At 31.5% G+C, this 13,680-nt stretch carries 9 protein-coding genes and 1 riboswitch; of the genes, 3 read left to right on the forward strand and 6 right to left on the reverse strand.

Annotated features, from left to right (window positions below; genetic code table 11):
- Positions 1-2: 2 nt before the first annotated feature.
- On the reverse strand, positions 3-1,862 hold the full coding sequence (locus tag EC396_RS16635) for a TonB-dependent siderophore receptor (RefSeq protein ID WP_129367984.1): 1,860 nt from the start codon (positions 1,860-1,862) through the stop codon (positions 3-5).
- 22 nt (positions 1,863-1,884) lie between these two features.
- Positions 1,885-2,092: riboswitch (cobalamin riboswitch) on the reverse strand.
- Between the two features lie 66 nt (positions 2,093-2,158).
- Here EC396_RS16635 and EC396_RS16640 point away from each other — a divergent pair.
- A complete protein-coding gene (locus tag EC396_RS16640; RefSeq protein ID WP_129367985.1) occupies positions 2,159-3,292 on the forward strand; it encodes an ABC transporter substrate-binding protein in 1,134 nt (377 codons plus the stop codon).
- A gap of 6 nt (positions 3,293-3,298) precedes the next feature.
- Positions 3,299-3,862 carry a cobalamin adenosyltransferase gene (locus EC396_RS16645; protein ID WP_129367986.1) on the forward strand — a complete coding sequence of 188 codons (564 nt, stop codon included), beginning with the start codon at positions 3,299-3,301 and terminating at the stop codon, positions 3,860-3,862.
- A 3-nt stretch (positions 3,863-3,865) separates the two neighbouring features.
- Here the strand turns inward: EC396_RS16645 and EC396_RS16650 are convergent, their stop codons facing one another.
- On the reverse strand, positions 3,866-6,526 hold the full coding sequence (locus tag EC396_RS16650) for a DNA gyrase/topoisomerase IV subunit A (RefSeq protein WP_129367987.1): 2,661 nt from the start codon (positions 6,524-6,526) through the stop codon (positions 3,866-3,868).
- An 87-nt stretch (positions 6,527-6,613) separates the two neighbouring features.
- Entirely contained in the window at positions 6,614-8,467 is a 1,854-nt protein-coding gene (locus tag EC396_RS16655) for a DNA topoisomerase IV subunit B (RefSeq protein ID WP_129367988.1), read from the reverse strand.
- A gap of 293 nt (positions 8,468-8,760) precedes the next feature.
- Here EC396_RS16655 and EC396_RS16660 point away from each other — a divergent pair, with 293 nt between their 5' ends.
- Positions 8,761-10,902: a cation:dicarboxylate symporter family transporter gene (locus EC396_RS16660; RefSeq protein ID WP_129367989.1), complete on the forward strand. Its 2,142-nt coding sequence runs from the start codon at positions 8,761-8,763 to the stop codon at positions 10,900-10,902.
- Positions 10,903-10,989: 87 nt separating this feature from the next.
- Here the strand turns inward: EC396_RS16660 and EC396_RS16665 are convergent, their stop codons facing one another.
- From EC396_RS16665 to fsa, 3 genes are all read right to left on the reverse strand, one after another.
- A complete protein-coding gene (locus EC396_RS16665) occupies positions 10,990-11,685 on the reverse strand; it encodes a Bax inhibitor-1/YccA family protein (RefSeq protein ID WP_129367990.1) in 696 nt (231 codons plus the stop codon).
- A gap of 20 nt (positions 11,686-11,705) precedes the next feature.
- Positions 11,706-12,800, reverse strand: coding sequence for a redox-regulated ATPase YchF (gene ychF, locus EC396_RS16670; RefSeq protein WP_129367991.1), 1,095 nt, complete (start codon positions 12,798-12,800; stop codon positions 11,706-11,708).
- A 218-nt stretch (positions 12,801-13,018) separates the two neighbouring features.
- Positions 13,019-13,672, reverse strand: coding sequence for a fructose-6-phosphate aldolase (gene fsa / locus EC396_RS16675; RefSeq protein WP_129367992.1), 654 nt, complete (start codon positions 13,670-13,672; stop codon positions 13,019-13,021).
- Positions 13,673-13,680 lie beyond the last annotated feature (8 nt).

Here is a 13,680-nt window from a genome sequence, read left to right on the forward strand (position 1 = left end):
ATTTAAAATTTAAAGTTTATGTTAATATTAAAGTTTCTATTGGGCATTGGTCTACTTGGTAAAACTTGATATTCTTTGTTAAATACATTGTTTACTTTTACGCCCACACCTAACTGATTGTTATTTGTTTTTATAATATTATAATTTACACCTACATTTCCAACATTGTAATACGGCATGGTATAATTGGCTGAATTGTCTGTAGTTGTATATACTTCACCTGTAAATAAGTGCTGATAAAAAGCACTAAACCTTTTGTAAGAATACCCAAAACTTCCGTTAGCCAAATGTTTTGGTACATAGGTTAAAAAGTTATTGGTGCTTTTATCTTTTGCAATTGTGTAGCTATAATTTAAGTTGAAATTCAAAAAATGCTTCCCAATTGCTTTGTTTACCGCCGCTGTAAACTCAATTCCTTTATTAATAGCCTCTGCCACGTTAATTGGAGTCCAAATACCTGGTCGTTCTGGATCACCACCAGGTGTCCAAACTATTTTATCTTTGGAATTTATATAGTAAACACCAACATCAAATTTCACCGTTTTGGTTTTATAACCTACACCAAATTCACCTTGTAAAGAAGATTCAGGAATTAAATCAGCATTACCCAAAGCTGGCCAATACAAATCGTTATAAGTTGGTACTCTGTAATTTTTTGAACCGTTTAATCTTATAAACGTATTTTTTAAAGGCGTTAATTCGGCTCCTAGCGCAAAAACAAAAGGCACATTGTAATCCGAATTAAAATCTTTTCTAACTTTTGCATTTATGGAAGCAATGTTTTCAAAACTAAGATTGTAAATAACGGATTGTGAAAACTGTTTTCGGTTTTTTTCTATAATTTCATCGGTACTTCCAAAAACAGATTCAAGTTCTGTAATACTTTCTATGCTTGAATATTGTGAAATTTTATAGTTAAAATCGTACTTCAACAAATAGGTTTTTGATTTTCCATAATTATAATTGTCTACATTTTTATTGGCAAAATACCGATACTCTTGTGTTAAATAAGCAAATTTAACAAGGTGTGTAAATGCGTTTTTATGAAAATTGTATTCGATTAAATTTCTAAAATTATAATCTTTATATTTTTCTTTTGCTGCGGAAGGATTTGGCAAAGTTCCTGAAAATTCACGATTCCCATTAAATTTAGACGAAAACAAACTCAACTTACTAAAATTATTTAGTCTATAAGCAAAGCCCAAACTAAAACTTAAATTATCATAAGCTCCATTTTCATTTTTCAAACCATCTGTCCCAAGCCATTTATAATCATTATCAGATTGATTGTACGAAACCCCAAATTTTGCTGCAATGCTTTCATTACCAAATGAAAACTTATATAAATTATTATAAGTATTAAAACTTCCTACAGAAGAAACCAATTGATTATTTAAATGATTTCCAAAACTTAATTGATCGTTTAAATGAACAGTTCCGCCAATAGCACCAGAACCAAATTCAATACTTCCACCACCACTTCTTACATCAATATGATCAAACAAATTAACGGTTAAAGCATTAAATCCTGTTTGCCCATTATTAACCGAATTGATATTAATCCCGTTCCAAACAACTGCTGTATTTGAGGCGCTAGTTCCTCTAAAACTTGCAGTACTTGTGCCACCAGCACCATATTCTTTAATATATATGGGTGTATTAAAACGCAATAACGCAGTAAAAGACTCCATATTTTTTACAATAACAGAATCAGACAATGCTAAAACCTTAAAACCTTTTGAGTGTTTTTGTAATTTTGCAGAACTTAGATTTACAACCTTTAACTGTTGAATACTATCTAGTTGTGCAAAAGACTTGCTACTAATTAAAAAAATAAAGAAGAATAAAATATATCTCATCATAATAACCTTTCTCCCGAAAGTTTTAATTAATTAAGATTGTGGCAGGTCTCCTGGCTTGCGTATTGTTATTTACCTTCCCGTTTAATTAACAGTGGCTTAAGTTTAATAACAACCATCGATTTCGTCGACTAAGCGTACAGTTGCGGGAACAGCATCGGATTTTAACCGATTTCCCTTTTAACTCGTTTTATGTAAAATAAAATTCGAGAACCATAATCGGGTGCAAAAGTAATTAATTAAGACTAACTAGTGCTATTATTTTATAGAAATCTTACATTTGCCTAAAATTTTATGAAATGAAATTAAAAAATCATCAAACAGTATTACTTTTTATCGCATCAATTTTTCTTATTTCTTGTAAAAATGAACCAAAAAATACAGAACAAGCAATTGAAAAAGCCAACAACAGCACTATAAAATACGCCAAAGGTTTTGACATTCAAAATTTTGAAAATTACACCAAACTTACAATTAGAACACCTTATCAAAATTCAACCGAAACTTTTGAATACCTACTTTCTAATGAAAACATTGAAAGTGATTTAATTACAATTAAAACACCCATTGAAAAAGTTGTAGTAACAAGCACCACTCATGTGCCTATGTTAGAGTTGTTAAATATTGAAAATAAACTAGTTGGATACCCAAATACACCTTTTGTGTCGTCTGTAAAAACCCGAAGATTGATTGATGAAGGAAAAGTTCAGGAATTGGGTAATGAAGAAAACATCAATACCGAACTTCTTTTAGATTTAAATCCAGATTTGGTTATTGGATTTTCAGTTAACAGCAACAGTAAAATGTTTGCAATTGTTGAAAAAATAGGAGTTCCAATTGTATTAAATGGCGATTGGCTTGAAAAAACACCGCTTGGAAGAGCTGAATGGATTAAATTTTTTGGGGTACTTTTTAACAAAGAAAAAGAAGCCGATAGCGTTTTTAAAGTCATTGAAAAAAATTATTTAGAAGCTAAAAAAATAGCCCTAAATGCCAAAGAAATTCCGACTGTACTTGCCGGTGGCTTGTACAAAGATATTTGGAATATGCCTGCTGGAGATAGTTTTGAAGCTACATTTTTAAAAGATGCAAATACCAATTATTTATGGAAAGATTCTAAAGGAACCGGAAGTCTTGCCTTAAATATTGAAAACGTTTTTGAAAAAGGTAAAGATGCTGATATTTGGATTTCACCTGGGTTTTATGCTACCTTAGAAGACCTTGAAAAAGACAATTTAGTGTGTGCTCAAACAAAAGCTTTTAAAAACAAAACAATTTATTCATACAACAACACAACAGGTGAAACTGGCGGAATTTGGTATTTTGAATTGTCTCCTATCAGACCCGATTTGGTTTTAAAAGATTTGATAAAAATTACACATCCAGAGTTGTTACCAGATTACGAATTCACTTTTTATAAAAAGCTAAACTAATTTTTAATGAAAAAACTTCGCCCAAAATCCAATATAGACGAACTTTGTTACCCTTACATTTACGAAGAATCTTTGCTTTGTGATTATGAGATTTTAACGGACGATTTAACCCGAATGGTTGGTTGGGCAATTAGTGAACTTGGTATTTTAAGACAACAATACACTGAAAGCACTGCACTTAAAACACTTGAAAATGAACTTAACTGGCTTTTACCGCTTTGTTATCATTTAAATGGTTCTATAAGAGGAACGTTGGCAATTACCGAAGAAGATCACCAACAATTATTAGAAAACTACCGCAACTTTAAAAAAACCACAGAAAAATCTATTAGTGGATTTGTTTTACCTGGTGGAGTGTCGCCTGTTGGTGTATTAAATAAATGCTCGTCTATGTGTAAACAAGCCATTAGATTGATGGTTAAAATACACAATGAAGAACAAAAAGAAGTCGCTGAAATTTTACCAAAATTTGCAAACTTATTGTGTAATTACTTTTTTACAGCCACTGTTTTAATCAATCAGGTTACAGGATTTAAAGAAACGCCCTTTGTTAGTAAAAGTTACAAATAGGTTTTAAAACAATGTAATTTGATCAGGATCTTCTTCAATCTTTTTTTTCGGTGGAATTATTGTTGGTTTTACTTTATTTTTATCAATTATTGATGGTTTAATTTCTACATCGTCTAACGGAAATGAATCTACAATCTCCTCATCACTAACCTCAACCTCCTCAACAACAGGTGGTTCATAAGGCAATGATTCTAACATATTTACGACTTTTATTTTATCCGTAGTTAATTGATTTCCTTGAGCTTTAATACCTTTTACTGCAATAAATTCTTCCAAATTAACTTCCATATTTTCAATGCTTCGTTTTGAAAATACAATTTCAGCCATTGGTCTGTAATCTGTTGAAACAATCTCTAATTGCGATTTTGGATGTTCAGAAATAAATATTTCTTCTTTATTTGGGTTATCAATCATAAAACGTTTTACATAATAACGCTCTTTTTCACCATCGTAATAAATTGCTGAAATTGGTTTCTCTGGAATCCATTTTTCAAGCACTATCATATCACTATCAAAATGAGTGGTTAACTCAGGTTTTATCGTTTTCACAACGCCTTTTTGAGTCATAATCAACAAGCGATCTTCACCTTTAAATTCGCCCAATAATTCTCCTCGCTCATCAACATTTAAACGTTGTACAGTTTCATCAAACCAAATTTTACGTGGTTTTAAAGTTGAAACACCTTCTGATTTTAATTCAATTTTTTTAATGGCATATTTGGTTACTGTATTTCCTTTTGAGCTTCGACCTTTGATTGCCAAATCTGAAAAATTAACATCCCACTTTAGTTTTTTAATAGATCCCACAGCTCTTAACAATATTGAAACTGTTTCAGCTTCACCATTAGGGTTTGCAGTAAAATACAATACATATGAACCCTTTGTACCAGCAGTTAAATCATACTCTTTATCACGCGTTACACCTGTAACATTAAAACGCTTCATATAACTTGGGCCGCTTCTTCCATCGCGATAAATCATATTGTAAACAGTACGCTTATCGTTCTTTTTAAATACAGCAACATGAATAATGTCTTTTCCAACAAAAGTTTTTGCATCTACTTTTGTTATCATCATTGTGCCGTCACTTCTAAAAATAATAATATCATCAATATCAGCGCAATCATCAACATATTCGTCTTTTTTCAGCGAAGTTCCAACAAAACCTTCTTCTCTATTGACATACAGTTTGGTGTTACGCATAACCACTTTTGTTGCCACAATATCATCAAACAAACGAATTTCAGTTAAACGCTCTTTACCCTTACCGTATTTTAATTTTAAATTTTTAAAATAGTCAATTGCAAACTCAATTAAATTGGCTAAATGATGTTTTACTTCAGCAATTTTATCTTCCAAACTTTCAATAAATTGTTTGGCTTTATCAATATCAAATTTTGAAATCTTTTTAATTCTAATTTCTGTTAATCGTACAATATCTTCTTCAGTAATAGCGCGTTTTAAATGTTTTATATGTGGTTTTAAACCTTCGTCAATAGCTTTAATTACACCTTCCCAAGTTGCCTGCTCTTCAATATCACGATAGATTCTGTTTTCAATAAAAATTCTTTCTAATGAAGCAAAATGCCATTGTTCTTCCAATTCATTTAACTGAATTTCCAATTCTAATTTCAACAATTCAACAGTGTGATCTGTTGATCTTCTTAAAACTTCAGAAACACCAATAAATACAGGTTTATTGTTATCAATTACACAACAAAGTGGAGAAATAGAATTTTCGCAATTTGTAAAAGCATACAATGCGTCAATGGTTTTATCTGGTGAAATTCCTGGTGGTAAATGAATTAAAATTTCAACATTTGCAGCGGTATTGTCTTCAATTTGTTTAATTTTAATAGTGCCTTTATCATTGGCTTTTAATATAGAATCTATTAAACTTGAAGTTGTTGTACCAAAAGGAATTTCGGTAATTACCAATGTTTTTTTATCAAGCTGACCAATTTTAGCTCTAACTCTTACTTTACCTCCTCGTTTTCCATCACTATAATTTGAAACATCCGCAATTCCACCTGTTAAAAAATCAGGAAATATGGTAAAACTTTTTCCTTTTAAATGTCTGATAGAAGCATCTATCAACTCATTAAAATTGTGAGGTAAAATTTTTGTTGAAAGTCCAACTGCAATACCTTCACCCCCTTGCGCTAATAACATTGGGAATTTTACAGGTAAATCTACTGGCTCTTTTCTTCTTCCGTCGTAAGACGATTGCCATTCGGTAGTTTTAGCATTAAAAACAACGTCTAACGCAAATTTAGACAAACGCGCCTCAATATAACGAGATGCTGCTGCACTATCACCAGTTAAAATATTCCCCCAGTTTCCCTGCATATCAATCAGCAATTCCTTCTGACCAATTTGAACCATGGCATCTGCAATTGAAGCATCACCGTGTGGGTGGTATTGCATTGTGTGACCAACAATGTTTGCCACTTTATTGTATCGGCCATCATCAAGGTCTTTCATAGAATGTAAAATTCTACGTTGTACAGGTTTAAAACCATCTTTGATTCCTGGAACAGCACGCTCTAAAATAACATAAGATGCATAATCCAAAAACCAATCTTTATACATACCAGTAACTTTGGTAATGGTTTCCTTGTTATCGAATTCTTCGTTTTGGAGTTCGTTATTATCTTCTTGCATTCTTATTTTTAAGTATTTAGTATCTGGTATTTAGTATCTGTTAACTCTTTTTATTTACAATTTTAATTAATTGAAAGTATAGACACTTTACTCCTCAACAATATCTAGTTCAACTTTTAAATTTTTGATTATAAATTTTTGTCGTTCAGGCGTATTTTTTCCCATATAAAATTCCAATAATTTTTCAATCGACATTTCTTTATCTAACATCACAGGATCTAAACGAATATCATCTCCAATAAAGTGCACAAATTCATCGGGTGAAATTTCACCCAAACCTTTAAATCGGGTAATTTCTGGTTTTCCCTTTAAAGTATTCATTGCATTTTGTTTTTCTTCTGGCGTATAACAATAAAATGTTTGTTTTTTATCACGAACCCTAAATAAAGGTGTATCTAAAATATACAAATGACCTTCTTTAATCAATTCAGGGAAAAATTGTAAAAAGAAAGTAATTAACAACAAGCGAATATGCATACCATCCACATCGGCATCAGTTGCAATTACAATGTTATTATAGCGCAATTCTTCTAAAGAATCTTCAATATTTAAAGCTGCCTGCAATAAGTTAAACTCTTCATTTTCGTACACAATTTTTTTGTTCATTCCGTAGGAATTCAAAGGCTTACCGCGCAAACTAAAAACCGCCTGTGTATTTACGTTTCTAGATTTTGTGATAGATCCACTTGCAGAATCTCCCTCGGTAATAAACAAGGTGCTTTCTAAACGATTTTCTTTTTTCAAATCGTTAAAATGAACCCTGCAATCTCTTAATTTTTTATTGTGTACACTTGCTTTTTTTGCACGTTCACGAGCCAATTTTCGAATACCCGACAAATCGTTTCGCTCTCTTTCGGCCTGTAAAATTTTCTTTTGAATTTTCTCAGCAACATCTGGATTTTTATGCAGATAATTATCCAAATTGGTTTTCACAAAATCGGTAATAAATGTACGAACAGTTGGCAACTCACCTCCCATTTCTGTAGAACCCAATTTTGTTTTGGTCTGACTTTCAAAAATAGGTTCCATTACTTTTACACTAACTGCTGAAACAATGGATTTTCGAATATCGGAACTGTCGTAATTTTTACCAAAAAACTCTCTTACCGTTTTTACAATGGCCTCTCTAAATGCATTTTGATGCGTACCACCCTGCGTTGTATGCTGCCCGTTTACAAACGAATGATATTCTTCACTATACTGCGCTTTGCTATAGGTCAATGCAATTTCAATATCTTCTCCTTTTAGGTGAATGATTGGAAACAACATAAACTCATCAGCTATATTTTCTTCTAATAAATCTTTTAAACCATTTTCTGAATAATATTTTTCACCGTTAAAAATAATGGTTAAACCTGTGTTTAAGTACACATAGTTTTTAATCATTTTTACAATGTATTCATTTCTAAATTTGAATTTGGTAAAAATAGTTTTATCTGGTACAAACGTTACTTTAGTACCTTTTCGCTGTGAACTTGACTGTGCAGGTTCTACCAGTGTAATATTACCTTGTTCAAATTCGGCAAAAACCGTTTTATCATCTCTGTACGATTGCACTTTAAAATAAGACGACAAGGCATTTACTGCTTTTGTACCAACACCGTTTAATCCAACCGATTTTTTAAAGGCACGAGAATCGTATTTTCCACCGGTATTCATTTTAGAAACAACATCAACAACTTTTCCTAAAGGAATACCACGACCATAATCGCGCACAGAAACAGTTTCGTCTTTTACCGAAACTTCAATGGTTTTACCAGCTCCCATCACATACTCATCAATAGAGTTATCTAAAACCTCTTTTATTAAAATGTAAATACCATCATCAGGTGACGATCCATCACCCAATTTACCAATATACATTCCCGGACGCATCCTTATATGCTCCTTCCAATCGAGAGAGCGAATGTTATCCTCTGTATAATTTGTTTGTTCTGCCATTAAATGTTGTAAAATTCTTGAAGAACTGCTAATGTACTATTTTAACAGAAAAAATAAAAAAAACTCTAGTAAAAATATTAACAGACTTGCAAACAATATAATTTGCAATCTAAATTATTTTTTTAGACAATTTTAAATTGAAATTAGATTAAATCTATCGTTTTTACTTTTAAAATCTGCTAAATTTATATCATCTCATCTTTTTATAAAAAATTAAAATCTCTAGATGATTATAAATAATTTATTAAATTTACTCAGCTATTTTTATCATTAAAACATAAGTTTTCAGCTATATGAGTCTTTCAAAAAAAATTGTTATTTCATTAATTTTAGGTCTGGTAATTGGCCTGTTTTTTGGTGAATACTGTAAATTTATGTCAATATTTGGCGACGCATTTATTGGCTTACTTCAAATGACCGTATTACCTTATATTATGGTTTCTATTATTGCAAATTTAGGCAGAATGTCTATGGCTGATGGAAAAACTTTGGTAATAAACGGACTTAAAGTATTGATATTATTGCTTTTAATTGGGGTACTTACTTTAATTATTTTACCCATTTCATTACCTGCCTGGACAGCTGCAACATTTTTCAATCCTTCAAGTGTTGTTATTGAAGAACCTCTCAATTTAATTGATTTGTACATACCTTCTAACCCATTTGCTTCAATGGCAAATAATGTAGTGCCTGCGGTTGTTATGTTTAGTATTTTTTTAGGTATTGGACTGAGTAAAGTTAAGGGGAAAGAAAATTTATTGCACGGTCTTGATGTGCTTTCTGAAGCCTTAAATCACATCAATAAAATGACTGTAAAATTGACACCTATAGGGGTGTTTTTTATTGCAGCCTACAATGCCGGAACCATGTCTTTTGATGAAATTCAACGACTACAGGCATATATTGTAATTTACAGTATAGCTGTATTGTTATTGGGATTTTATTGGCTTCCTTTACTTATTCAAAGCACCACAGGAATTAGTCCAAAAGCACTTTTTAAAGCTACAAAAAGTACCTTACTAACCATTTTTGCAACAGGCAAAATTATAATTGTATTACCTCAGTTAATGAATGATGTAAAAAAACTATTAATTTACAACAAACAAAACAGAAAAGAAGCTGCTTCAGCAACAGAAATTTTAATGCCATTGGCTTACCCTTTTCCAAATTTGGGAACCTTTGTAATATTTGTTTTTGTACCTTTTATTGCCTGGTATAGCGGAAATAGTTTTGGTTTTATTGAAAACTCAACCTTTATAGCAGCAACACTTTTAAGTAGCTTTGTTGCTCCTGTAACAGGAATTCCTTTTTTATTAAATTTATTGAAGCTTCCGCAAGAAATGTTTCAACTTTTTGTAATATCTAGCGTTTACACAGATAGAATAAGGGTGGTTTTGGGTGCAATTCACCTTATTGCTTTAACAATTATAACGGTAAAATTAACATTAGGCGGCGTTGCAATTAACTGGAAAAAAACGTTTAGAGGCATTATTATTGGCGTTGTTTTAACTTCTTTTACTTTAATTGGGGCAAGATATTACCTTTCTTTCTCTTTGGGTAAAAGTGACCAATACAGCAATTTTATTCACATAAAAATGTATAACAAACACAATTTTGAAGCCATTAAAAATGCAAATACATTAATTGAAGATACTACTTATAGCAAACCTAAAAACCAAATCTCTACCATTAAACAAAGAGGTGTATTACGCGTTGGTTTTTTAGCCAACCGATTACCATTTGCCTTTACAAACAACAGCGGAAAAGCTGTTGGTTTGGATATTGAAATGGCTTATTTGCTGGCAAAAGAACTTGATGTTAAACCCGAATTTTACAAAATTACAGAAAGAGAAATCCCTACCTTAATTAATAGTGGCAAACTAGACATTGTTATGTCGGGTCTGATTACAACTACTGATATGGTAGAGAATTTTAAAATATCCAACTCTTATCTAGATCAAACATTGGCTTTTATTGTACCCAGTTACAATCGAAATAAATTTAAATCAAAAGAAGCTATCTTAAGTCAGGATTCAATAAAAATAGCCATTTCAAATCGCTATTTTCAAAAAAAGTTTGCACCCTATTTACCAAATGCTGAAATTATAAATTTAACTTCTCCACGCGCTTTTTTTACAAATACTGCTGAAGAAATTGACGCTTATTTATTTACCGCAGAAAGCGGAAGTGCTTGGACTATCATTTATCCTGAATTTAGTGTTGCCATACCACAACCAACCATTATTAAAATGCCTATGGCTTATCCACTACCCGATGATTCTGAATGGATTGCTTTTGTAAATACTTTTATAGAATTAAGACAAAAAGATGGTTCTTTAAATCAACTTTTTAGCCATTATATTGAAGGAAAAGGCGCAAACTATAAAGAACCTAGATGGTCTGTTATTAAAGATGTTTTACACTGGGTAAAGTAACCCTCTTTTACATTTTAAACTAAAAAAGTCTGCTAATTTCTTAGCAGACTTTTTTAGTTTTGATTCAATAAAAACAATTCAAATGATTTATTTTCTATCTCCAAAAATTCTCAATAAATAAAGGAAAAGGTTGATAAAATCTAGATACAAAGACAAAGCGCCTAAAATAGCTTCTTTTTTATCTTCTTCAGTACCTTCATTACCAATAATATTCATTTCTTTAATTTTTTGAGTATCATAAGCTATCAATGCTACAAAAATTAAAATTCCTGCATAAGTAGTTATCCAATACATCATTTCACTTTGAAGAAACATATTAACCACAGAAGCAATAATTAAACCTATTAAGGCCATAAAAGCCAAATTACCAATAGAGGTTAAATCGCGCTTGGTATAATAACCGTAAAAACTCATAATACCAAAAGTACCTGCTGCTATAAAAAATGTAGTTGCAATAGATGAAGCTGTATAAATTAAAAATATCATTGACAGCGTTAAACCGTTAAGAACCGAATAACCAACAAACAAACCCGTAGCTGTTTGTGCTGTAATTTTATTTATTCGTGCAGAAATGTATCCTACACAGGCAATTTCAGCAATAATCAATCCGAAAAACAATATTTTGTTACCTACAATTAAATTTATCAATTCAGGTGATGAAGCCACATAATAGGCCACTAAACCTGTAATAAGCAATGCACCGGTCATCCAGCTATAAACTTTTGACATAAAGTTTGCCTGTTCTACCTGAATTTGCTCTTGTGTATAATGTTGAATATTCATAGTAATTATAATTTTATTGATTAAACATTAAATCTAAAATGCATAACGTCACCATCTTTTACAATGTATTCTTTACCTTCAACGCGCATTTTACCAGCTTCTTTAACTTTTGCTTCACTTCCATATTTTGCAAAATCTTCATAAGCAATTACTTCAGCTCTGATAAATCCTTTTTCAAAATCGGTATGAATTACACCTGCTGCTTGTGGTGCAGTATCACCAATATGTATGGTCCAAGCTCTTACTTCTTTAACACCAGCTGTAAAATACGTTTGTAAATTTAACAATTTATAAGCTGCTCTAATTAAAACCGATGAACCCGGCTCTTCCAATCCTAAATCTTCTAAAAACAACTGACGCTCTTCAAAACTTTCCAATTCTGTAATATCAGCCTCTGTGCCAACAGCCAATACAATAACTTCCGCATTTTCATTTTTAACAGCCTCTCTTACCGCATCAACATAGCTATTGCCATTTACAGCAGCACCTTCATCAACATTACAAACATATAAAACCGGTTTGTCTGTAATAAATTGCAATGGCGCAACAAATTCTTCACGTTCTTTATCTGTTAATTCAATAGCTCTTACCGAAACTGCAGCTTCTAAACCTTTTTTAACTTTTTCTAAAACTTCCTGTTCTTTTTGAGCATCTTTATTACCCGTACGAGCTGTTTTTCTCACTTTTTCTAATTTCTTATCAAGTGATTCTAAATCTTTCAACTGCAACTCAATATCAATGGTTTCTTTATCTCTAATTGGATTTATAGTTGTATCAACGTGTATAATATTGTCATTATCAAAACAACGTAAAACATGAATAATAGCATCGGTCTCTCTAATATTTCCTAAAAACTGATTTCCCAATCCTTCACCTTTACTTGCTCCACGTACCAAACCTGCAATATCAACAATATCAACAGTTGCCATTTGCACACGTTCTGGTTTTACAAGCTCCTCTAACTTAGCAATACGAGGATCAGGTACATTTACTACACCTACATTTGGCTCTATGGTACAAAAAGGAAAGTTAGCACTTTGCGCTTTTGCATTTGATAAACAATTAAATAACGTTGATTTTCCAACGTTTGGTAATCCTACAATTCCTGCCTTCATAATTTTATTTTTAGCGGTGCAAATATAGTTTTTATAGTTTGAAAGATTAAAATTGAATGTTAAAAAGTTTTATTTGTTTTTTTGCTGAAGGCTTTTTGTTGATGAAAAACTATATGAAATAATGTATTTACAACTAAAATTTAAAAGCGTTTGAAACAAAAAAGGAAGCTATTGTTTAATAACTCCCTTTTTTACAATCTAAAAATTGTTATTATTTATTAGTTACCTTTTTGGTAATCAGCTAAAAATTGCGCCAAACCACTATCTGTTAAAGGGTGTTTTAACAATCCTTTGATAGATGATAAAGGTCCTGTCATAACATCTGCACCAATTTTAGCACAGTCTATAACGTGCATTGTGTGACGCACAGAAGGAGCTAAAATTTCAGTTTCAAAACCATAGTTGTCATAAATCATTCTTATTTCTGAAATTAAATGCAAACCATCTGTAGAAATATCATCTAAACGACCAATAAATGGCGAAACATAAGTTGCTCCTGCTTTAGCAGCTAACAATGCCTGACCTGCAGAAAAAACCAAAGTAACATTGGTTCTAATTCCTTTGTCCGAAAAATATTTACAAGCTTTTATGCCATCAGCAATCATTGGTAATTTTACTACAATTTGAGGGTGTAAAGCAGCTAAAGCCTCACCTTCTTTAATCATTCCTGCAAAATCAGTTGCAATTACCTCTGCACTAACATCACCATCAACAATGTTACAAATATCGACATAATGCTTTAATATGTTATTTGTCCCTGTAATTCCTTCTTTTGCCATTAATGATGGATTTGTAGTAACGCCATCTAAAACACCTAAAGATTGTGCTTCTTTAATTTGGTCTAAGTTTGCTGTGTCAATAAAAAATTTCATTTTTTTGT

The sequence above is a fragment of the Lutibacter sp. HS1-25 genome, from assembly GCF_004121075.1.
GTDB lineage: Bacteria > Bacteroidota > Bacteroidia > Flavobacteriales > Flavobacteriaceae > Lutibacter.